Annotated in this window: 20 protein-coding genes; 7 read left to right on the top strand and 13 right to left on the bottom strand. The window is 70.5% G+C overall.

Features of this window, described 5'->3' with window-relative positions; genetic code table 11:
• Positions 1–10 precede the first annotated feature (10 nt).
• From DELCS14_RS26855 to DELCS14_RS26845, 3 genes are all read right to left on the bottom strand, one after another.
• Positions 11–1396, bottom strand: a complete 1386-nt coding sequence (locus DELCS14_RS26855; protein WP_013804411.1) for an efflux RND transporter periplasmic adaptor subunit — start codon at positions 1394–1396, stop codon at positions 11–13.
• Positions 1397–1426: 30 nt separating this feature from the next.
• Positions 1427–2761, bottom strand: coding sequence for a TolC family protein (locus tag DELCS14_RS26850; protein WP_013804410.1), 1335 nt, complete (start codon positions 2759–2761; stop codon positions 1427–1429).
• Positions 2762–2928: 167 nt separating this feature from the next.
• Positions 2929–3333, bottom strand: coding sequence for a hypothetical protein (locus DELCS14_RS26845; protein ID WP_043780713.1), 405 nt, complete (start codon positions 3331–3333; stop codon positions 2929–2931).
• Between the two features lie 164 nt (positions 3334–3497).
• On the opposite strand from DELCS14_RS26845, the gene DELCS14_RS26840 reads away from it, so the two are divergent.
• Genes DELCS14_RS26840 through DELCS14_RS26830 form a run of 3 tightly spaced genes read left to right on the top strand, consistent with a single transcriptional unit; the run spans position 3498 to position 6042 of the window.
• A complete protein-coding gene (locus DELCS14_RS26840) occupies positions 3498–4187 on the top strand; it encodes a heavy metal response regulator transcription factor (protein ID WP_169807217.1) in 690 nt (229 codons plus the stop codon).
• Complete coding sequence (locus DELCS14_RS26835; RefSeq protein WP_013804408.1) at positions 4184–5578, top strand: heavy metal sensor histidine kinase; 1395 nt, start codon at positions 4184–4186, stop codon at positions 5576–5578. The genes DELCS14_RS26840 and DELCS14_RS26835 overlap by 4 nt, the downstream gene beginning before the upstream one ends.
• A 35-nt stretch (positions 5579–5613) precedes the next feature.
• Entirely contained in the window at positions 5614–6042 is a 429-nt protein-coding gene (locus DELCS14_RS26830) for a hypothetical protein (protein ID WP_013804407.1), read from the top strand.
• 6 nt (positions 6043–6048) lie between these two features.
• On the opposite strand, the gene DELCS14_RS26825 is transcribed toward DELCS14_RS26830, so the two are convergent.
• The 6 genes from DELCS14_RS26825 to DELCS14_RS26800 are packed head-to-tail and all read right to left on the bottom strand — an operon-like array spanning position 6049 to position 12800.
• Complete coding sequence (locus DELCS14_RS26825; protein ID WP_013804406.1) at positions 6049–6486, bottom strand: PaaI family thioesterase; 438 nt, start codon at positions 6484–6486, stop codon at positions 6049–6051.
• Complete coding sequence (locus tag DELCS14_RS26820; RefSeq protein ID WP_012203026.1) at positions 6483–6707, bottom strand: acetyl-CoA carboxylase biotin carboxyl carrier protein subunit; 225 nt, start codon at positions 6705–6707, stop codon at positions 6483–6485. Before DELCS14_RS26820 ends, DELCS14_RS26825 begins: the two co-directional genes overlap by 4 nt.
• A gap of 11 nt (positions 6708–6718) precedes the next feature.
• Complete coding sequence (locus tag DELCS14_RS26815; RefSeq protein WP_013804405.1) at positions 6719–8080, bottom strand: biotin carboxylase N-terminal domain-containing protein; 1362 nt, start codon at positions 8078–8080, stop codon at positions 6719–6721.
• A complete protein-coding gene (locus DELCS14_RS26810; protein ID WP_013804404.1) occupies positions 8077–10194 on the bottom strand; it encodes an acetate--CoA ligase family protein in 2118 nt (705 codons plus the stop codon). The genes DELCS14_RS26815 and DELCS14_RS26810 overlap by 4 nt, the downstream gene beginning before the upstream one ends.
• 10 nt (positions 10195–10204) lie before the next feature.
• Positions 10205–11224 (bottom strand): tripartite tricarboxylate transporter substrate binding protein, encoded by a 1020-nt coding sequence (locus tag DELCS14_RS26805; RefSeq protein ID WP_013804403.1) that lies wholly within the window; start codon positions 11222–11224, stop codon positions 10205–10207.
• A gap of 28 nt (positions 11225–11252) precedes the next feature.
• The gene (locus tag DELCS14_RS26800; protein WP_013804402.1) at positions 11253–12800 is read right to left on the bottom strand and encodes a carboxyl transferase domain-containing protein; all 1548 of its coding nucleotides are present in this window, start codon (positions 12798–12800) and stop codon (positions 11253–11255) included.
• Between the two features lie 222 nt (positions 12801–13022).
• Here DELCS14_RS26800 and DELCS14_RS26795 point away from each other — a divergent pair, with 222 nt between their 5' ends.
• Together DELCS14_RS26795 and DELCS14_RS26790 are read left to right on the top strand one after the other, a co-directional pair.
• Complete coding sequence (locus DELCS14_RS26795; protein WP_043796938.1) at positions 13023–14705, top strand: sigma-54-dependent Fis family transcriptional regulator; 1683 nt, start codon at positions 13023–13025, stop codon at positions 14703–14705.
• 114 nt (positions 14706–14819) lie between these two features.
• Positions 14820–15821, top strand: a complete 1002-nt coding sequence (locus DELCS14_RS26790) for an arsenic resistance protein (RefSeq protein ID WP_013804400.1) — start codon at positions 14820–14822, stop codon at positions 15819–15821.
• Here the strand turns inward: DELCS14_RS26790 and DELCS14_RS26785 are convergent.
• Together DELCS14_RS26785 and DELCS14_RS26780 are read right to left on the bottom strand one after the other, a co-directional pair.
• Positions 15797–16741 (bottom strand): ABC transporter substrate-binding protein, encoded by a 945-nt coding sequence (locus DELCS14_RS26785; protein WP_013804399.1) that lies wholly within the window; start codon positions 16739–16741, stop codon positions 15797–15799. The genes DELCS14_RS26790 and DELCS14_RS26785 overlap by 25 nt on opposite strands.
• A 121-nt stretch (positions 16742–16862) precedes the next feature.
• Positions 16863–18890 (bottom strand): ligand-gated channel protein, encoded by a 2028-nt coding sequence (locus DELCS14_RS26780; protein ID WP_013804398.1) that lies wholly within the window; start codon positions 18888–18890, stop codon positions 16863–16865.
• On the opposite strand from DELCS14_RS26780, the gene DELCS14_RS30915 reads away from it, so the two are divergent.
• A complete protein-coding gene (locus DELCS14_RS30915; RefSeq protein WP_156517036.1) occupies positions 18889–19056 on the top strand; it encodes a hypothetical protein in 168 nt (55 codons plus the stop codon). The genes DELCS14_RS26780 and DELCS14_RS30915 overlap by 2 nt on opposite strands.
• A gap of 166 nt (positions 19057–19222) precedes the next feature.
• On the opposite strand, the gene DELCS14_RS26775 is transcribed toward DELCS14_RS30915, so the two are convergent.
• The gene (locus DELCS14_RS26775) at positions 19223–20527 is read right to left on the bottom strand and encodes a DUF445 domain-containing protein (protein ID WP_013804397.1); all 1305 of its coding nucleotides are present in this window, start codon (positions 20525–20527) and stop codon (positions 19223–19225) included.
• Between the two features lie 121 nt (positions 20528–20648).
• Between DELCS14_RS26775 and DELCS14_RS26770 the strand changes: the two genes are divergently transcribed.
• A complete protein-coding gene (locus DELCS14_RS26770) occupies positions 20649–20906 on the top strand; it encodes a DUF3297 family protein (RefSeq protein ID WP_013804396.1) in 258 nt (85 codons plus the stop codon).
• A gap of 51 nt (positions 20907–20957) precedes the next feature.
• On the opposite strand, the gene DELCS14_RS26765 is transcribed toward DELCS14_RS26770, so the two are convergent.
• Complete coding sequence (locus DELCS14_RS26765; RefSeq protein ID WP_013804395.1) at positions 20958–21833, bottom strand: ChaN family lipoprotein; 876 nt, start codon at positions 21831–21833, stop codon at positions 20958–20960.
• Positions 21834–21963 lie beyond the last annotated feature (130 nt).

Raw genomic sequence — 21963 nt, 5'->3', positions numbered from 1 at the left:
CATGCCCGCATCAATGGGAGTGCTCGGCCGTGGCCTTGCCCAGCTCGGCCTTGAGCATGAAGCTGCCCTCGGCCACGTAGGATTGGCCGGGTTTCAGGCCTTCCAGCACCTCGGTGGTCTTGCCGTCGGCGCGGCCCACGCGCACCGGCTGGGCGCGAAAGCCCCCCTGCACGGGCACGAAGACCACGGTCTGCTGCTCCATCTTCTGCAGTGCCTGCGTGGCCACGGCCAGCGGCGCCTGCCGGGATGATGCCGTCAGCTCCACGTTCACGAACAGGCCCGGGCGCCACACGCCGTCGGGGTTGGGCAGGGTGATGCGCGCGGGGGCCGTGCGCGTGTCCTGGCCGATCAGGGCGCCCACATAGGCCACCTCGCCCGTGGCCGAGGAGTCGAAGGCCGTGGCGCGCACCGTGGCCTTCTCGCCCACGCGCACGGCGGGCAGGTCGGGCGCGGCCACGCGCATCTCGGCCCAGACGCTGCGCAGGTCGGAGATGGTGAAGACCTGGGTGGTGTCCTGCACGGCCTCGCCCACGGACAGGTGCTTTTCCACGATCACGCCGTCAAACGGCGCGCGCAGCTCGAAGCGGTTGAGCCCGCCCGCACCACCGCCGGCACCGGCGCCCGTGGCGGCCAGCTTCTGCTGGGCGTTGGAGACGGCGATCTCGGCCTCGCGCAGCGCCTGGCGCGCCTGCAGGTAGTCCTGCTCGGCCGAGACCTTTTCCTCCCACAGCTGCTTTTCACGTGCGTAGGTGGTGCGGGCCAGCTCCAGGCGCTTGCTGGCGGCCAGCAGTTCGCTGCGCTGCTCGGACACGGCGGCGCTGCTGAGCACGGCCAGCAGCTGGCCCTTCTTCACGTTCTGGCCCAGGTTGGCGGGAACGCTCTCGGCAATGCCGGCCACGCGCGGCACGACGTGGGCCGTGCGGTCTTCGTTGAAGCGGATCTCCCCGGGCAGCTGCAGCACGGAACGCACGGTGGCCGGACCGGCCTCGGCCAGGCGCACGCCGGCCGCCTGCATGCGCTGGGCGTCCATGGCGATCAGGCCTTCGTCGTCGCCATGGCCGGCTTCTGCAGCCGGTTTTGCGGCAGGTTGGGCCGCAGGTTGGGCGGCAGGCTTGGCATCGGCTTTTTCCGCCTTGGAGTCTTCATGGTGTTCATCGTCGGCATGGCCTTCGTCGTGCTTGTGGCCATCGGCTGCGGCTGCGGCGCCGTGGTGCTCGCCATCGGCATGGCCTGCGGCCTCGCTGTGGCCATGGCCATGGCTGTCGGCCTTGGCAGCGCCCGGCGTGCCGCTGCGCAGGATCAGCGTGGCGGCCAGCGCGCCCAGGGCCAGGATGACGGCAATGGCCACGAGGGTGCGGCGCGGTCCGAGGGGGGAGGAGGAGGGCTTGGTGTTCATGGTCTGGATGCAATCAGGTTGCTATCGGAATCAGAGGCCGGATTCGGTGCCCAGCAGGCGGTCGATGTCGGCGGCGGCGCGGTGGGTGGCCAGCAGCTGGTCCAGGTACTGGCTGCGCGCCTCGGACCAGGTGCGTTGTGCGTCCAGCACGTCGAGGTAGCCGAACTTGCCCAGCGCAAACCCGCGCGAGGCCAGCTCGTAGGCCGTGCGCGCCGTGGGCAGCACCTCCTCGGCCAGCTGGCGCGCCTGCTCGCGGCTGGCCTGCAGCAGCTCGCGCGCCTCGAACAGCTGGGCCTGCAGTTGCACGCGCGTGGCCAGCAACTGCTCTTCGGCCTGGTCGGCCAGGCGCAGGGCCTGCAGCTGGTTGCCCCGGTTGCTGTCGAGCACGGGCAGGGGCACGGAGACGCCGACCACGAGCTGGTTGCGCCCGACCTCGGTGGCGCGCTTGACGCCCAGGCTGACGGTGGGATCGGGCAGGCGCCGCGCACGCTCCAGGTCGGCCGTGGCGCGGCTTTGCTCCAGCGCCTGGCGCGCACGCAGCACGGCGGGAGCCTGTTCGATGCGCTGCTGCAGGGCGGCCAGCTCAGGCAGCTGGGGCAGGGCGTCCACAGCGCCCTCGGCCTGGCCGAAGGGGCGCACTCGCTCGCCCCACAGCGCCTGCAGCTGGCCGCGCGCCACGCGCAGGCCCGAGCGGGCCTGGGCCTGCTCCAGGCGGGCGCCGGATTCGGCCACGCGGGCCCGGGTTTCCTCCAGCGGCGCCACCTTGCCGGCGGCCACGCGGCGGGCTGCGGCCTCGCGCGCGCTGCTGGCGATCTCCAGCGTCTGCCCGGCCAGGACCACGCGCTGCTGCGCAGCCAGCACGCCGAAGAAGGCCGTGCCCACGTCGGCGCGCAGCGCAGCCTCGGCCCCCGCCAGCTCGGCCTGCGCCAGGTCGCGCCCGCGCTCGGCCACGCGCATGCGGGCCTCGCGCTTGCCGCCCACTTCCAGGGTCTGGTTCAGCTGCACGGTCAGCGTGCGCGTGCTGCGGCGCGTGTCCTCCTGCGACCAGGCCAGCTCGGGATTGGGCCGGGCCTGGCTTTGCAGCACGGCGCCATCGCTGGCCTCCAGCGCACGGCGGGCCGCACGCAGGCCGGGGTTGCCGTCCAGCGCCAGGGCCAGGGCCTGCTGCAGGTCCAGCGGCGGGCCGGCCGGTGTGGACTCGGAAACAGCGGCTGCAGATGGCGCAGCCGCATCGGCAGGCTCGCCCGCCTGCACGGCGGCGCAAGCGGTCAGCACGGCCATCACCAGCAGGGCGCGCGGCCCGGGCCAGGCGCTCCATGGTGCGTGGGAAGCCGTCCTCGACGGAAAGGACGAAGGGAAAGACATACACGGACTCCTTGCCCGCGCGCAGGTCAGGCCTGACCGTTCATCAGCCGGTCAGGCCGCTGCGGCGGGCGCGCACGGCCCATGGCCGCTGCGCGCGAGGGGATTTCAGGGGAATGCCGGTCCGGGGCAGAAACAGGGCCATGCCCGGCCGGCGGCTGCAGGGGGCGTCAGCCCTGCCAGCGGGGCCGATCGGGGCGCAGCAGCACGGCCGAGGCATGGCGGCGCAGCGGCTCGGCGAATGGCATGGGGGGAGGCGCCACCGGCGCGGCCTTGGCGTAGTGGGTGGCGACGGCCACCCAGGCATGGCACATGGAGCAATCGACGCTGAGCGACGACGGCTGGCCCTGGTCCGACTTCTTTGCCGGTTGCCCCGGTTCGGCGCCAGCGCCCGGATCTGCGTTGGCATGGCGCTCGGCGCCCATGCCATGCAGGCTCACGCCGTGGACATGGTGGCCGAAGTGCCGGGTCTCATGCCCGTCGTGCCGGCACAGCGCAGCGGCCGCCATCCAGCTCCACTGGAACAGCAGCGCGATCACGAGAACGGCGAGGGCGGCGAGACGGGGCCGGGTCATGGAGGAGGGCATGGGGCAGGTGGGGATTGTCGTGCATGGCGTTTGCCCACAACCACGACTCCCCCAAGCCGGCGAGTCTAGGGCCGTGCGGCGACCTGTGGCTGTCGGGCACATGACAAATTTGTCATCTTGGCAAACCATGCCCTTCCCCGACAATGCTCGGCATGAAAGTCCTGGTCATCGAAGACGAAATCAAGCTGGCCGACTACCTCCGCAAGGGCCTGACCGAGGAGGGGTTCGTGGTCGATGTCGCGCACGACGGCATCGACGGCCTGCACCTGGCCACCGAGCTGGCCTACGACCTCATCGTGCTCGACGGCATGCTGCCCGGCATCGACGGCCTGGCCGTGCTGGCGGCGCTGCGCCAGTCGCGCCAGACACCGGTGCTGATGCTGACGGCGCGCGGCCAGGTGGAAGACCGCGTGCGCGGCCTGCAGGGCGGCGCCGACGACTACCTGGTCAAGCCCTTTGCCTTCTCCGAACTGGTGGCGCGCATGCATGTGCTGCTGCGCCGCAGTGTCGGCACGGCGCATCCGGCGGCCGAGGCCACCATGCTGCGCATGGCCGACCTGGAGCTGGACCTGATCCGCCGACGCGCCACGCGCGCCGGCCAGCGCCTGGACCTCACGGCCAAGGAATTCAACCTGCTGAGCCTGCTGCTGCGCCGCCAGGGCGAGGTGCTGTCGCGCACCGAGCTGGCCTCCCAGGTCTGGGACATGAACTTCGACAGCGAGACCAACGTGGTCGAGGTGGCCGTGCGCCGCCTGCGCCTGAAGCTGGACCAGCCCTTCGAACAGCCGCTGCTGCACACGGTGCGCGGCATGGGCTATGTGCTGGAGTCGCGCGCACCGTGAGCGCCGCCCCTGCCGCACCTCCCCCCGCCGACATTCCCCACCTGGGCCGGCGCCTGTCGCGCTGGCTGGCGCTGCAGACCATGCTGGGCCTGGGCCTGGTGTGCGCGGCCGTCTACGGGGTGGCATCGATGACGCTGGAGCAGCACCAGCACGAGACGCTGGACCTCAAGCAGCAGGCCGTGCTGCACCTGATGACGGAAAGCCGCAGCGCCCACAACGAGGCCGGTCTGGCCCACATGCTGGACGACTTTCTCACGGGCCTGGACGAGATGTCGCTGCGCATCACCGACCTGCAGGGCCGCGTGATCTACGAGCGCCTGCGCATTCCCAAGACGCCGGGCCGCACGCTGCAGCGCAGCTTCGAGGTGGTGCTGGCCGACAGTGGCCAGCATGCACAGGCCCAGCTCACCCTGGACCGCGCCGACGATGACCGGCAACTGTCCCTGCTGGCCTGGACGCTGGCCCTGGCCGCCGTGGGCGGCGCGCTCCTGGTGTCGCTGACCGGCATCTGGCTGGTGCGCCTGGGCCTGGCGCCGCTGCGCGAACTGACCGAGCAGACGCGCCAGCTGTCGGCCCAGGACCTGCAGCGGCGCCTGGACGACAGCGGACAGCCGCAGGAGTTGCGCCCGCTGATCGCGCAATTCAACGCCCTGCTGGAACGGCTGGCCGTGGCCTACCGGCAGATGGAGGCCTTCAACGCCGACGTGGCCCATGAACTGAACACGCCGCTGACCACGCTGATCAGCAGCTGCGAGCTGGCCCTGCGCAAGCCGCGCAGCGAGGCCGAGCTGCGCGAGGTGCTGGCTTCCAACCTGGAGGACCTGCGACGCATGGCCGGCATCGTGGCCGACATGCTGTTTCTCTCGCAGGCCGACCGGGGCCAGGGCGCGCGCCTGGCGCCCTGGGCCAGCCTGGCCGCGTTGGCCCATGAGGTCATCGACTTTCACGAGGCCGCGCTGCAGGAGGCCGAACTGCAGGTCGTCGTCCAGGGCGACGCGGCCGCCGAGGTCGATGCGCGGCTGCTGCGCCGGGCGCTGTCCAACCTGCTGGGCAATGCCACACGCTATGCACAGCGCGGCTCCACCATCACCGTGCAGATAGGCGCACGGCCCTGTGCCCACCACGGTGGCGCCGGTGACGTGGCGCTGGCGGTGCTCAACCGGGGCCCGACCATAGCCCCCGCCGACCTGCCGCGCCTGTTCGACCGCTTCTACCGGGCCGACGCCGCGCGCAGCCAGGCCGACCGCAACCATGGCCTGGGCCTGGCCATCGTGGCCGCCATCGCGCGCATGCACGGCGGGCGCTGCTTTGCCGAGTCCGAAGGCGGCTTCACGCGCATCGGCCTGGAACTGCCCGACAGCCCGAGCCCGCCACGCGATTCCCCGGCCTGAACACAGGCACCGGAGCGGCGGCACAATGGCGCCCCATGACGCAAGACGCCCCCTCCTCCTACGCAACGCTGCTGGCCGAAGGCAATGCCCTGGTGGCCCAGGCACAGCGGGCCGCCACCCAGGATTTCGCCCAGGCCAGGGCGCTGTGGCAGCAGGCCGGCAAGCAGTTCTACCTGGCCCACAAGGCCGACCCCGACCAGGCCGAGGGCGCGTTTCGCCTGGCCCAGGCCTGGATGGCAGAAGCCCATGCGCTGCAAAAGGAAGAATCGCCAGACGCCGTGGTGATGTGGCGCAACGCCGCCGCGCAATGCGAGCTGGCGTTCGACCTGGAACCCGAAAACGGCCGCCTGGCCATGACGGCCGCCAGCTGCCACATGTTCGGCGGCCAGCATGACGCGGCCAAGGCCTGGCAGCAGATCGGCCAGCACCTGCTGCCGCCGGCGCCCGAAGGCGACGGCGCCTGAACCAGGCTACAGCGCGATCAGCTTGAACACGGCCCGCGCCGTGCACACGGCCTGGCCCGCGCTGTCCAGCACATTGCCCTCGCAGAACACGGTGCGCGCGCCTGCGCGCAGCACGCGGGCCTCAATCAGCAGGTCGGTGGTGGCCGAGGCGAGGAAGTGCGTGCTCATCTCGATGGTCACCACGCCCAGCCCCAGCGGGTTGGACGAGCGCGCGGCCGCGCTCAGCGTGAAGTCCAGCGCGCTCATCAGCGCGCCGCCATGGCCATGCCCCCGGCTGTTGGCCAGGTGCGGATGCATGGGCAGCCGCGTGCGCGCCAGGCCGGGCGCCAGGCTCACGGGCTCCAGGCCGATATGGGACATGAAGGGCACGTCGATGCCGAAGTAGCCGCGCGCCAGCGCGGCGGCCTCCAGGTCCGGGGCGGTGGAGATTCCAACGGCGTTCATCCGATCTCCGCAATCGCCTGGCCTTCGGCCACCGGCTCGCCCACGGCCACGAGCATGCGGCGCACGACGCCTGCCACCTCGCTTTCCACGGGAATCTCCATCTTCATGGACTCCACGATGATGAGGGTGTCGCCCAGGGCGACGGTGCCGCCTTCGGCGGCTTCCACAGCGGCCACTAGGCCGGCGATGGGGCTTGTGATCATGTTCGGGGTGGTGGTCATGGGTAGGGCTTTCAAAGGTGGGCCAGCACGCGCTGGGCGATGCCGGTGTCGATGCGCAGGTCCAGGAAATCGGCGTGGCCCAGGATGCGTTCGATGAAGGGGATATTGGTCTTCACGCCCTCGATGCGGGTCTGCGCCAGTGCCTGGCGCAGCCGTGCGATGGCCTGGGCGCGGTCGCTGCCATGGGCCACGAGCTTGGCGACCATGGGGTCGTAGAAGGGCGTGACGCTGCAGCCCTGGGCATAGCCGGTCTCCACGCGCAGGCCTTCGCCCTGGGGCATCTCGAAGCGGTCCAGGCGCCCCGGCGAGGGCAGGAAGCGCACGGGGTCTTCGGCATAGATGCGCGCCTCGATGGCATGGCCGCGGGCCACGGGTTCGGCGGGCAGCACCTCCCGCATGCGCTCGCCGGCGGCCAGGCGGATCTGGGCCTCGACGATGTCGATGCCCGTGATCCCCTCGGTCACCGCATGCTCGACCTGCAGCCGCGTGTTCATCTCCAGGAAGACAAAGCCGTGCTGCGGCGTGTAGAGCATCTCCACGGTGCCGATCACGTCATAGCCCGTGCGCGCCAGCAGGCCGGCCAGCAGTTGCCGCATGTCGGCCAGGGCCTGCGCGGGAATGCCTGCGGGGCGGGCCTCCTCCACCACCTTCTGGTGGCGGCGCTGCACCGAGCAGTCGCGCTCGAACAGCACGCGCACCTCGCCATGGCGGTCGGCCAGCACCTGGAACTCGATGTGGCGCGGCGCCTCGATCAGCTTTTCCAGGTACAGCTCGGCCGTGCCGAAGTACTTGGCGGCAATGCCGCTGGCCTTGGACCAGGCGGCCTCCAGCTGCGGTGCATCGTGCGCGGGCAGCATGCCGATGCCGCCTCCCCCGCCTGCGGGCTTGACCAGCACGGGAAAGCCGATGCGCGCCGCCTCCGCCTGCGCCTCCTGCAGGCTGTGCAGCACGGCCGAGCTGGCCGCCTGCGGCATGCCCTGGGCGGCCATGAAGGCCCGCGCCTGGGTCTTGTGGCCCAGCGTGCGTATCCAGTGCGGCGAGGGGCCGATGAAGCACAGGCCCTGGCGCTGCACGGCCTCGGCGAAGTCCGCGTTCTCGGAGAGAAAACCGTAGCCCGGGTGCACGGCATCGGCCCCCGTCTCGCGCGCCACTTGCAGCAGCCGCGCCTGGTCCAGATAGCTTTGCGCGGCGGGCGCAGGGCCTATGCACACGGACTGGTCGGCAGCGCGCACATAGGGCAGGCCGGCATCGGCCTCGGAGTACACGGCCACGGATTCAAGGCCCATGCGCCGCAGCGTGCGGATCACGCGCGCGGCCACGGCGCCCCGGTTGGCGACCAGCACGCGGCGGATGGGGTGCGGGGCGCCGCTCATGCCGCCTCCGAGGAGACCGCTGGCGCGGCGGCCACGGCCACCACCGCATCGACGATGACCGGCGCCTGCGCGCCGCGCGCCACGAGCACGGGATTGGCATCGACCGACTGCACGCGCCCGCCCTGGGCCAGCATCCAGTCGCCCAGCCGCACCATCATGGCGGCCACGGCGTCCAGCTCCACGGCCGGCATGCCGCGCACGGCCGCAAAGGCCGGGGCGATGGACAGGCGCGCAAGGGCATCCTGCGCCTGCCGCGCACTGAAGGGGGCCACGAGGAACTGCACGTCCCTGAGCGCCTCCACCAGCACGCCGCCCTGGCCGACCATGACCACCACGCCGAACTCGGCATCGACATGGGCACCCAGCGCCAGCTCGAAGTCGGCCTTGTGCTGGGCTCCCAGCAGCAGGCCGCCATCGGCCGCGCCCAGGCGGGCCAGCGTGGCGGCGAAGTCGCCAAAGGCCTGCAGCGCCTGCTCCGCCTCGCGGATGTTCAGCCGCACCAGGCCATGCTCGGACTTGTGCGAGAGATCGGCGGACACGCCCTTGGCCACCAGGGGCCGTGGCAGGGACTCGATGGCGGCGCGCACCTCGTCCTCGTTCCTGCAGACCAGATGGCGCATCACCGGCAGGCCGGCGCGGGCGAGTTCGGACAGGCTGGAAGGCTCGTCCAGCGTAACCAGCGTGATGGAGCGGGAGGCCGGCACCGGCACCGATGCCTCGGCAGACGGCACCTGTGCCTGCCTGCCACCGGCCTGCTCGGCCAGCAGCGCCAGGCCGCGCATGGCGGCGCGTTCGCTCCAGAAGGTGGGCACGCCCTGGCCCTGGAAGGCCTGGGCCACCCAGTCCTGGTTGACGCTGACCGCAATGGGCACGCCGGTGTCGCGCGCAAAGCGGCTGGCCTGGCCCGCGAAGTCGGCAAAGTCATAGCCCTCGCCGCCGATAGGGAAGCCCACGTGAACGAGGTCCGCCGCACCGCTGCCCGACAAGGCCCGCAGCGTGTCGCCAAAGGTCTGCGGCCTGCCCAGCAGGGCCGTGGTCATGTCGATGGGATTGCGCGCCGTGACATAGGACGGCAGGGCCTGGGACAGGCCGTCCAGCGTGGCGGCATCGAACGGCTCCAGGGCCAGTCCGTATTCTTCGGCCGCGTCGGCCGACAGCACGCAGGTGGCGCCCGAATTGCTGATGCTGACCACGCGGCGACCGCGCGGCGCAGGCTGGGACAGGAACAGCGGCGCGTAGTCGATCAGCTCGCGGAAGTCGGCCAGGCGCGGTATGCCGTGCTGGCGCAGGAAGGCATCGGCCAGCGCGTCCTCGGCCGCCAGCGCGCCCGTGTGCGAGCTGGCCGTGGCCTGGCCTGCGCGCGTGCGGCCGGCCTTCACGGCCAGGATGGTGACGCCGCGCGCATGGGCCAGGCGCGCGGCCTCGGCCAGCCAGGCGCTTTGCCGCAGCGTCTCGATGTAGAGCACGACCAGGCGGATGCCTTCGTCCTCGACCACGGCGCGCACGGCCTCGGCTGCGCAGACATCGGCCTCGTTGCCCGTGGACAGCATGTAGCGCACGCCGATGCCCGCGCGGCGCAGGCCGCCGTAGAGAATGGCCGCGCCCGCACCGCTCTGGCTGACGATGGCCACGGGGCCGTCGGCCGGCGCGTTCTCGTTGATCATGGTCGAGAAGTTGAGGATGGCGCCCGTGGCGAAGTTGGCCACGCCCTGGCAATTGGGGCCGAACAGGCGCAGCCCGCCGCCTGGCGCCCTGCGCGCCCGCGCCACCAGGTCGGCCTGCTGCCGGCGACCCTCCTCGCCCAGTTCGGCAAAGCCGGACGAATAGATCACAGCCAGGCGCGCGCCCACGGCCACGCAGTCGTCGATGGCGGCGGCCACGTCCTCGCCGGGCAGGCTGATGACCACGGAGTCGGGCGCCGCGGGCAGCGCGCGCAGCGAGGGGTAGGCTGCCAGGCCCTGGACCTCGGCGCGCTTGGGATTGACGGGCAGGATGCGGCCTGCGAAACCATGGCGCCGCAGGTAGTCGATGGGCCGGCCACCGGCCTTGATGGGGTTGTCGGAGGCGCCAAGGATGGCGACGGAGCGGGGGTTCAGTGCTTGCAACAGAGACATGCGTACCTCATCAATCCAAAGACAAGGCTTCGCGCTGGATCACTTGCCCCCAATCCGAGACCTCCTTGGCGATGCGCTGGCCGAACGGCGCGGGCGGCATCATCACGGGCTCGCCCTGGCTGCTGAGCACGGCGCGGATGCGTGCGTCCTGCAGCACGCCCCTGGAGGCCTCATAGAGCCGGTTGACGATGGCCGGCGGCGTGCCCGCAGGCGCCAGCAGGCCGGCCCAGAAGGTGACGTCGAAATCGGCATAGCCGGCCTCGGCCATGGTGGGCACCTCGGGCAGCTGCTGCATGCGCCGGGGCGCGGTGACGGCCAGCGCCACGAGCTTGCCGCTGGCGATGTGTGGCAGCGCGCTCCAGGTGTCGAACTGCGTGTCCAGCTCGCCGCTGAGCACGGCCATCTGCGCCTGCGATGCGCTCTTGTAGGGCACATGCGTGGTCTTCACGCCCGTGCGGTTGCTCCAGGCCGCATAGGCCAGGTGGGCGATGTTGCCGGGGCCGGCAGAGCCGTAGCTGAGCTTGTCGGGATGGCCCTTGGCGAAGGCGATCACATCCTTGGCCGAGCGTATCTGGTGCTTCTGCGCCCACTCGGGGTTGACGGTGAGGATGAAGGGCGCATCCAGCACCATGGTGATGGGCGCGAAGTCCTTGGCGCGGTAGGTGATCTTCTTGTAGATCTGGGGGTTGATGGTGATGCTGCTGGAGTTGGTGACCAGCAGGGTGTAGCCGTCGGGCGCGGCGCGCGCCACCTCGCCCACGCCGATGGCGCCGTTGGCGCCGGGCTTGTTCTCCACCACCACGGGCTGGCCCAGCGACTTGCTCAGCGGCTCGGACAGCGCACGTGCAATGGTGTCGGTGAACGAGCCTGCAGGAAAGCCGACCACGATGCGCACGGGGCGCGTGGGCCACTTGTCCTCCTGGGGGGTCTGGGCCTGGGCCGCCGTCGCGGCGCAGATGGTCAGGCACGGCGCCAGGCACAGGGCCAGGGCGGTGCGGCGCGAGGGCGCGCGCGGTTGTCTGGTTGCCATTGCTTTGTCTCCTTGGGTTTTTATGCGTTCAGGGCCGCAGGCCGAACTGCGGCGCTCCGGCCTCGCGCAGCGGCGCGGCCAGTTCCACGAATTCGCTGAGCAGGGCGCGCGTGTCGCGCGGATCGATCACCTCGTCGATGCCGAAGGCCTCGGCCGTGCGGAAGGGCGAGGTCAGGCTGCGCACGCGCTGCTCGATCTCGGCGCGCTTTTGCACGGGGTCGTCGGCGCCTTCGATCTCGGCCTTGTAGGCCACCTCCAGCCCGCCCTCGATGGGCAGCGAGCCCCAGTTGGCCGAGGGCCAGGCATAGCGGAAGTTGAAGCGGCCCATGTGCTGGTGGCCGGCCGCCGCCACGCCGTAGGCGCGGCGGATGATGATGCTGCACCAGGGCACGGTGGCCTGGTAGACGGCGGCCAGGGCGCGCACGCCGTAGCGCATGACGCCGGCCTTCTCGGCCTCCACGCCGATCTGGAAGCCCGCGATGTCCACCAGGTTGACCACGGGCAGGTGGAAGGTCTGGGCCATGTCCACGAAGCGCGTGAACTTCTCGGCCGAAGGGCCATCCCAGCCGCCGCCGTAGAAGTACGGGTCGCTGGCCACCACGGCCACGGGCCAGCCATCGATGCGCGCCAGCCCCGTGACGATGGCCCGGCCCCAGTGGCGGCCCGTCTCCAGGAAGGAGCCCTCATCGACCAGGCATTCGACGATGGGCCGGATCTTGTAGACCTTGCGGCCATCACGCGGAATGGCCGACAGCAGCCATTCGTCGCGCCGCCGCGGATCGTCCTGCGGCGCGGTGCGCGCAGGCAGCTCGTACACCGACGATGGCAGGTAGGACAGGAAGCGGCGCACGCGCTCGAAGGCCTCCTGCTCGGTGGCTACCTCGTCATCGACCACGCCGTTGCGCGTGTGCACCTGGCTGCCGCCCAGCTCGTTCTTGGTCACGTTCTGGCCGATGCGCGCCACCACGGGCGGGCCGGCATTGAACAGCTGGGCGGTCTCCTTGACCATCACCGAGTAGTGGCTGGAGGCCACGCGCGCCGCGCCCATGCCGGCCACCGAGCCCAGGGCCAGCGAGACCACGGGCACGGTGGACAGGTTCTGCACCACCTGGCTCCAGACCTTCATGGTGGGCACGCTGGTGTAGCCCTTGGTCTCGATGTTGCGCACCGAGCCGCCGCCGCCCGTGCCGTCCACCAGGCGCACCATGGGCAGGCGCAGGTCGTGCGCCATCTTCTCGGCAAAGATCAGCTTGTCGCCCACGGCGCCGTCGTTGGCGCCGCCGCGCACCGTGAAATCGTCGCCCACCACGACCACGGGCCGCCCGCCCACGCGCGCCCGGCCCATGATGAGGTTGGAGGGCGTGAAGTCCGTCAGCCTGCCCAGGCCGTCGTACTGGCCCGAGCCGGTGAGCGAGCCCACCTCCACGAAGGACTGCGCGTCCGTGCAGGCATCGATGCGCTCGCGCACCGTGAGCTTGCCCGCGGCCTTGTGCCGCGCCACCTTGTCCTCTCCGCCCAGTTTGGCCGCCAGTGCGCGGCGGTATGCGATCTCGTCCACTTCGGGTTGCCAGCTCATGTCGTCGTGTCTCCTTGTGCCAGCACAGATGCACAAGGCGTGCCAAAACGCAGTGCGTTGAATTCAAAGGATTTTTTCCACAGCCGACCTTCACGTGTCCACATCAAGGACAACCTCGAAGACACGGGTTGGGCACTGTCTTTAATGGAGACACCACGGGGACAGACCCGTGGCCTGCGCGCCGCTAGAGTGCGTTCACCCCAGCCACTGCCCGCCATGCCCATGCCCAGCTCCCCCGACCACCGATTCGGCGTTCTCGTGTGGCGACGCGACTCGCCCGAGCCCGTGGCGCGGCTGGGCCTGGCGCAGGAGCCGCTGCTGCATGCAGCCGTCACCGAGGCCCTGGCCCGCGCGCACGGCGACGGGCACAACCCCATCGGCCATGGCCAGTTGCTGCACGTGGAAACACCGGGCCCGCGCGGCACGGTGGCCCGCCATGTGGCCGTGGTGCTGGCCGATGCCGAGGGCGAGGTCGCCCTGCTGCGCCCGGCCGACGAGGCGGCGGCGCTGTTCGACATGGTGGCCAGCGTGCCCTTCGCCTTCGCCATCCTCAACATGTTCCTGACCAACCCGTACCAGGCGATCACGGTGGCCGACCATGAAGGGCTGATGCGCTACATCAGCCCCGTGCACGAGAAGTTCTTCGGCCTGGCGCCCGGCACGGCCGCAGGCCGGCGCGCCGAGGACGTGATCCCCAACTCGCGCCTGCCCCACGTGGTGCGCAGCGGCCGGGCCGAGATCGGCGACCTGCAGCAGCTGGGGCCGGGCGTGAGCCGCATCGTCAACCGCATGCCGGTCTACGAGGGCGGCGCCGTGGTGGGCGCCGTGGGCCAGGTCAGCTTCAGCGGCGTGGAGGCACTCAACCGCATGCAGCAGCGCCTGAACCAGCTGCATGACGAGGTGCAGCACTACAAGCGCGAACTGAGCCAGCTGCGCGGCGGCACGCCCACGGCGCAGATGGTGGGCGCCAGCGCCCCCATGCAAAGGCTGGCACGCGAGATCGACGCCGTGGCGCGGCTGGACGTGCCCGTGCTCATCCTGGGCGAGAGCGGCAGCGGCAAGGAGCTGGTGGCCCAGGCCCTGCATGCGCGCGGGCGCGATGCCGACGCGCCCCTGGTCAGCCTCAACCTCGCGGCCCTGCCGGCCACGCTGATCGAGTCCGAGCTGTTCGGCTACGAGGCCGGCGCCTTCACGGGCGGGCGCAGGCAGGGCCAGCCCGGCAAGCTGGAGCAGGCCGAGGGCGGCACGCTCTTCCTCGACGAAGTGGCCGACATTCCCATGGAGATCCAGGTCAAGCTGCTGCGCGTGCTGGAGGACCGCCAGGTGCAGCGCCTGGGCGCGCACAGCGGCCGGCAGGTGAACTTCCGCATCGTGGCCGCCACGCACCGCGACCTGCGCGGCCTCATCGACAGCGGCCGCTTCCGGCTGGACCTGTTCTACCGCCTCAGCGGCGTGGTGCTGCATGTGCCCGCCCTGCGCCAGCGCCTGGAGGACATCCCGGCCCTGGTTCAGCGCTTTGCCCAGTCGTTCTGCGAGCGCAACGGCATTGCGCTGCCGCGCATCGCGCCCGGTGTCATGCCCTACCTGGCCCGCCAGGCCTGGCCCGGCAATGTGCGCCAGCTGCGCCAGCGCGTGGAAGAGGCCCTGGTATTCTGCGACGGCCACCTGCTGGGCGTGGACAACTTCGCGCGCCACGAGGACCCGCTGGCCGGCGCACGACCTTCGCCCGTTGCCGAGGCAGACATGCCCTCCACCGGCGCCGTGGCCCCGCTCAAGGACCAGGAGCGCAACGCCATCCTCGACGCCATCGCACGCTGCGGCGGCAACAAGAAGCTGGCCGCGCAGGAGCTGGGCATCTCGCGCTCCTACCTCTACAAGGTGCTGGGCGCGGCATCGCCCGGCTGAGCCTGTCGGGCCGAGGGCAGGGAATTCGAGACAGCGGCTGGCCGCACCGTTGCCATACTAGGCACCCCGTACCCATTGCCGCCCCTGCCGCACCTGCCGCACCCGGCGCCCCGAATGCAAGACACCCGAGACGCGCTCGAACAGCGCCAGATCCCCATCTACTTCGCCGCCGTGGCCCTGGCCGCGGCCGCCGCCTGGGCGCTGCCCGGCACGGGCGTGCTGGAGCGTGCCATCAACCCCGCGCTGGCGCTGATGCTCTATGTGACCTTCTTGCAGGTGCCCGTGGCCGAGCTGCGGCGCGCCTTCGGCCAGGTGCGCTTCCTGGCGGCGCTGATGGTGGCCAACTTCATCGTGGTGCCGATGCTGGTCTGGGCCCTGCTGCAGTTCCTGCCCGCCGACCCCCTGCTGCGCCTGGGCGCGCTGCTGGTGCTGCTGGCGCCCTGCATCGACTACGTGGTCACCTTCTCCCACCTGGGACGTGCCGACGCGCGCCTGCTGCTGGCAGCCACGCCGGCCCTGCTGATCGCGCAGATGCTGGCCCTGCCCGGCTACCTGGGCCTGTTCCTGGGAGACGATGCGGCACGGCTGGTGCAGGCGGGGCCTTTCCTGCATGCGTTCGTGTGGCTGATCGCCGTGCCGCTGGCCCTGGCCGCTGCCACGCAGCTGTGGGCGGCCCGCAGCCGGCGCGGCGCCAGCGTCTCGGCATGGCTGGGCCTGCTGCCCGTGCCGGCCACGGCGCTGGTGCTGTTCGTGGTGATCGCCTCCGTGCTGCCCCAGCTGGGCCCGGCCACGCACGCGGCCTGGAGCATGGTGCCCGTCTACGCGGCCTTTGCGGTGGCGGCGCCCGCACTGGGCTGGCTGGTGGCGCGCGCCTTCCGGCTACCGGCAGCCTCGGGCCGCGCCGTCGCGTTCAGCGCGGGCACGCGCAATTCGCTGGTCGTGTTGCCGCTGGCCCTGGCCGTGCCCGGCGCCATTCCCGTGCTGCCGGCCGTCATCGTCACGCAGACGCTGGTGGAGCTGCTGGCCGAACTGGCCTATGTGCGCGTGATTGCGCTGTGGGGCCGGGACCGGGAGCCGGCCCTGGCCCGCGGTCAACGCGATGACGCCGCGCCATAGGCCTGGCGCAGCTGCGCCATGTTGTCCAGCAGCGCCGTCGGCCCGGCGCTGCCCATCAGGTACCAGCCCTTGGGATCGAGGAAGACGACCTGCCCCTTGCGGCCGGCCGCCGTGGCGTGGATCCGCGCGTTGTCGAACACCTTGCGCGAAGCCATGATCTCGCCGCCGTCTGCCGCTTGGCCCGTGGCCGTGTTGCGGTCGATGACGTAGATCCACTCGGGGTCCAGCCGCGCCACATCATCGAAGCCGTAGGCGGTGCCGCGGGCTGGCAGTTGCGCAGCCGATAGCGCCGAGCGCGCGCCGAACACATCGAACAGAAAGCCGAAGCGCGATCCCGGCGCCTGCGGCAGGAGCTTGTCGTTCACGGCCATCAGCAGCAGGCCCGGCGCGGCCTGCGAGGCCTGGGCACGCAGGCCCTGCAGCTCGGCCTGGATGCGCTGCACCAGCGCACGGCCCTGCGCCTGGCGGCCGAACAGCAGCGCCAGCGTGGCGATGTTGCGTTCGATATCGGCCAGCATGTGCTTGCCGCTGACGCTCAGGTCCAGCGTGGGCGCGATGCGTCCCAGCACCTCGGCCTTGCCGGCCGAGCGCCCGCCCACGATGATCAGGTCGGGCGCCAGCCGGCTCAGCGCCTCGTAGTCGGGCTCGAACAGCCCGCCCGCCGCAGGCCGCTGCGCGAAGCTGTCCAGATACCGGGGCAGCTGCGCCCGGGGCACGCCTGCGACCGCCGACGCGGGCACGCCCAGCGCATGCAGTGCATCCAGCGCCCCCAGGTCATAAACCACCGCGCGCCGGGGTGCGCCGGGCAGGCTGGTCATTCCCCCGGCATGCCGCACGGACAGCGGGGCCGCCACCGCAGTCCCCAGGAACAAGGCCGGCAAGGCCAGCGCCGCCGCGCGGCGCGTGATATCGAAGGTCATGGCAAAGAATCCCAGGAAAAAATGAAAGGAGTTCCGGCCTCCGGAGGCGGGTGCCGCGCCGGGAAGCGGCGCGGCCCGATTCGCAGGCCACGGGCAGCGGCCGCCCTTGCGGCCGGGATGCCTAGAACTTCACGTTCATGCCGATCCAGTAGCGCCGGCCGTCCTGCACCGTGGCGTAGTCCTCGTAGTACACGTCCTTGTCGAACAGGTTGTAGATGCCTGCGTAGAAGGTCACGTCCTTGCTGTAGTTGTAGGAGCCGCCCATGTCGAACATGGCATAGCTGCCAGCCACCCAGGTGCGCGCCGAACGGCCGCCCGTGGGCTGGCTTTCCTTGCCCCGGTAGGACAGCTTGGCCCAGCCCGCCCATTGCTGCGAAGGCTTCCAGTTCAGCGCCAGGTTGAGCATGTGGCGCGGCAGCTGGCTCAGCGGCTGCCCCGCGAACTCGCCGCTCTTTTGCTCGGACTTGGTGAAGGTGTAGCTGCTGCTCAGGTCCAGCGTGCGCGCCAGCGGGGCCTTGAACGTGGCTTCGATGCCGCGCGTGATGGCCTTGTCGATATTGACGTTGGTGGTGGGCGTGTTGCCCGAGGAATTGGCCGGCCCGCACTCGGGACAGGCGATGCGCGTGATCTTGTCGTTGAACTCGTTGTCGAACACCGTCAGGCCTGCCGACAGGCCGGCGCCGTTGTTGTAGAGCACGCCCAGTTCCTTGCTCAGCGAGGTTTCGGGCTTCAGGTCGGGGTTGCCGTAGATGTTGCCGCCGCGGCTGGACTGGCCCCAGTCGCCCAGGGTCTGGCGCAACGAGGGCGCGCGAAAGCCGGTGGACACGCCGCCCTTGACGGTCCATTGCGCGTCGAGGTTCCACACGCCATACAGGCGCGGGCTCCATTGCGATCCGCCCTTGCTGTCGTGGTCGTAGCGCAGGCCGCCGGTCAGGGCGAAGTTCTCGCGCAGGCGCCACTCGTCCTCGGCGAACCAGGCGTACTGCGTGCGATCGGCCGTGGTGCGCGCCGAGCCCGGCAGCGTATTGGTCGTCGTGTCGCGCAGGTCCTGCTGGTTGTAGTACACGCCCGTGGTCAGCAGGTGCTGGCGGCCCAGCGGCGCTACCCAGCTGCTGTTGAACACCGTGTTCCTGATGGTCATGTCGCGCGACAGGTTGCGCGTTTCCTCGCGCTGCAGATAGGTGTCGGAGGAAGCCCAGCCCCAGCGGCCCTTGTGCTGCAGCGAGTAGTTCTCGCGCTCGAACTTGCGGTCGCTGGGCGCATCGGTGGGCAGCAGGGTCATGCCAGGCGACGAAACGAAGTGCTGGCGCGAAGTGCCGATCTCGGCGATCAGGTCGTGGTCCTTGCTGGGGGTCAGCGCCAGGCGCAGGTTCAGCGAACGGTTGTCGCTCTTGTTGTAGCCCTGGTAGATGCGGTCCTGGTCGCGCTTGCCGTAGTTGCCGTACAGGCTCAGGCCCAGCAGGTCGGTCTTGATCGGACCTGACAGGTAGAAGTTGGTCTGGTAGGCATCGCCCGAGGTGGAGCGCTCCTGCAGCGTGGCGTCGGCGCGCACCGAGCCATGCCAGTTCTTCGCCACCTTGCGCGTGATGACGTTGATCACGCCGCCCATGGCGTCCGAGCCGTACAGCGAGGACATGGGGCCGCGCACCACCTCGATGCGCTCGATGGCCTCCAGCGGCGGAATCCAGCTCTGGTCCGTGCCGGTGCTGCCGTTGGTCTGGGTCTCGCGCGTGCTCATGCGCTTGCCGTCCACCAGGATCAGGGTGTAGTTGGCGCCCATGCCGCGCAACGAGATGTCGTTGGAGTTATTGTCCGAGGGCGTGAGGATCACGCCGGGCACATCGCGCAGGGCATCGTGCAGGTTGCGGTAGGCGCCCTGCTCCAGTTCCTGGCGCGTGATCACCGAGATCGAGGCCGGCGCCTGGCTGATCTCCTGCTCGAAGCCGCTGGCCGTCACGACCAGGGTTTCCAGCGTGGCCCCGCCTGCTGCCTGGGCCAGCGCGCTGCCCGAGGCCAGCAGGCCCAGGCAGGCGCCCAGCGCGGTGCGGCGCAGGGGAACGACGGTGGAGGGAAACGAAGCACGCAGGGAGGTGCAAAGGGCGGACAGGGCAAAGCCACGGCCCGCCGCGGGGGCTGTGCAGTTGTGCATGGGAAAGCTCGCAAGAAGAATCACGGACGGTCGAACGACCGGGGTGCGCATCCGCTCTGTTGTTTTTGATGAGTGCGAATCGTTCTTATTTTATTTTCCCGTCGACAACGGCCTGGCCGACGGCAGCGCAGCTGCTGTTTTTCTTTACAAGCGGGCCGATCTGTGAGCAACTCATTCAGGATGCTGAATGTTGCCTTGTTCATCAATGACATGCAGGGCCGCCAGCGCCCGGGCGCGTGCAGCGCCCGGCCCGATTCAGGGCGTTCCGGCGAACACGGCAGCTTTGTAAAGTTGGCCCGATGTGGCCCGCAGGCAACATCCTGATACGAAGATCAGGACCACATCCGCCCCGCATTGGAGACCAGGAACAGCACCAGCCCCACGGCACCGCCGACCACGGTGCCGTTGATGCGGATGTACTGCAGATCCTTGCCGATGTGCAGCTCGATCAGCTCGGACAGCTCGCGCGCATCCCAGCGCCGCACGGTATCGGCGATGTGCTGGGCCAGGAACTGCGAGACATCGGGCGCCAGCGCCTGGGCCCAGCGCTTGAGGCGCTCGTTCATGGAGCTGCGCAGCGCCTCGTCGTGCGCCAGCGACTGGCCCAGCCAGCGGCCCATGGCAGCGGTCTTGCGCGCCACCTGCGAATGCTCGTTGGCCAGGTCCGCCTGCAGCTTGGCGCGCAGGCCCAGCCACAGCGCTCGCAGGTAGCCGGCCAGCTTTTCGTCGTGCAGCAGGTAGTGGCGCAGCCGCTCGGCGCGCTCTGACATGGCGGGGTCGGACTGCAGCCGCGTGACCAGCCGGTCCACGGAGGCGTCGAAGGCCTTGCGCATGTGGTGCTCGGGGTTGCTGGCAATGTCCTGCAGCAGGCTGTCGAGTGCGCCCGCAATGGCGCTGGCGCCCTTGTCGCTGAGCCAGTCCGTGGGCAGCATCTTTTCCTTGAGCGGATGCTCGCGCTTGAGCCACAGCACGATGGTCTGGGCGATCAGCACATGGGTCTCGGCCTCGCGCAGCACGCCGCTGACGCGGGCCAGCACATCGTCCAGCACGGCCTGGTGGCGGCCGTCCTTGGTCAGGCCCGACAACAGATCCGCCGCCGCGCGGGGCAGGTCCACCTGGGCCAGCAAGGCCTTGAACGCCTGTGTCAGAAAGCGCTCCACCTGCCGGTCCTGCACCATCTCCAGCGCCGCCAGCGCCAGCCGCGCCACCTGCCGCCCCAGCAGGGTGCTGTTGGCCGGCGTGGTCAGCCAGCCGGCCAGCACGCGGGCGGGATCATGGCGCTCGATCAGCGCCACCAGCGAAGGGCCGTCCAGGAACTTGTCGCGCACGAAGTTCGCCAGGTTCTCGCCGATGCGGTCCTTGTTGCGCGGGATGATGGCCGTATGGCGCCCGACCAGGGGCAGGGGAATGCGCCGGAACAGCGCCGACACCGCAAACCAGTCGGCCAGCGCGCCGACCAGCGAGGCCTCGGTCACGGCCTTGATGCAGGCCAGCCACAGCGGCACCTGCTGCCAGTGCCCCGCCGCCACGGACGAGGCCACGAAGCCCAGCGCCACGAACAGCAGCAGCGCCAGCGGCAGGCGCTTGGCCGACTTCAGTGTTTGACGTTGCTCTGGCGACAGCATGGAGCGCAGCATACGACGCCCGTCCGCCATCCGCATGACGATGCCTGCCGCCAAAGCCTGTCAGCCAGCGCCTGCCTGCGAATTGCGCGGACAATACCGGCTTTCTTCAGAACCCTCTTGCGAGAACAAGACCATGACCGACGCCAACGCACCCGCCGATCGCCCCGCACTGCCCGACCACCTGTCCATCGACCCGCGCAGCCCGCACCATGTGGCCGCCGTGTTCGAGCACGACATCGGCATCCGCTTCAACGGCAACGAGCGCTTCGATGTGGAGGAATACTGCGTGAGCGAGGGATGGATCAAGGTGCCGGCCGGCAAGACGGTGGACCGCAAGGGAAAGCCCCTGCTGATCAAGCTCAAGGGCGCCGTGGAAGCTTTCTACCGCTGATTTCCGGCCGGTCGCAAGGCCGGCCGCAACCTCTTCAGGAATCAGCGGGCTTCAGCCCGCATCGGCCCGCGGCGCCGGCGGATTCCTGAACTTCTCCCGCAGCTCGGCGCAGTGGTCCTTGGCGGGCAGGGCATCCGTCTTCTGCAGCCAATCCACATCCGAGGCCTGCGCCACCGATGTCTCCCCCGCCTGCGCCACGGCCACCTTGGCGCCTGCGGCCTCGGGCAGCCAGGTGGGAATGCCCACGCCGCGCAGCACGTGGCCGCGCCCGGCCACCAGCAGCACGGTCTTGCCGGGCTTGACTGCGGCCCTGGCCACCTCGGCCATGCTGGCATCGCGGGCCAGCTGGATGCGGGCCATGGGCGCCAGCTGGGTGTCGGGCAGCAGGCCGCAGTGGCCTTCGCGGATGGCGTCGAGCTGGCGCTGCCAGCCCTCGGGCGGCAGGTGGGTGTCCAGGTTCTCGTTGCGCATGGCCTGCTTCATGTCGGCGCGCGGCAGGTTGCCCCCGAGCACGGGCGCGCCCGCGCGCACGGCGGCCATGACCACGCCGCGGTAGCGCGGCCAGGGCCAGGCCGCGTCCTGCCATTGCAGGGCCTGCTGCACCGCGTCCTCGGAGGCATCGCGTGCCAGGCTGGCCGTGGAGCCCGTGCGCGGCGCCATCTCGATCACCAGCGCGGCCAGGCGCTCCTGTTTTGCCAACTGCTCCACCGTGGCCTGCTGCCAGGCCTGGTGGGCGACCGCATCGTGCTGCTCGCCCAGCAGCACGATGGGCGCGTCTGACCAGCGCTGCAGCTGCTGCGTCCAGTCCCGCGCCGGGGCGGAGGAGCTGGCGCAGCCGGCAAGGGCTGCCGCCAGCAATGCGGCCGCAGCCAGGCCGGCAAGGCGCGGGGTGCGGATGAAGGGGCGGGGGATGGAGCGGGCTTGCATGGCCCCATGCTAAACACTGGCCTCGCCCGGGGACGCCATAGGCCCTGTGGGCATTGGGGGCAGTTGAAAGGATCCTAGGAATCGGGGCGGGGGCACGGCGCAAACGGGTGGCGCTTGATTCAGGTCAAGA

It is taken from the genome of Delftia sp. Cs1-4 (assembly GCF_000214395.1).
GTDB lineage: Bacteria > Pseudomonadota > Gammaproteobacteria > Burkholderiales > Burkholderiaceae_C > Comamonas > Comamonas acidovorans.
This window is presented reverse-complemented; position numbering and strand designations above follow the sequence as displayed.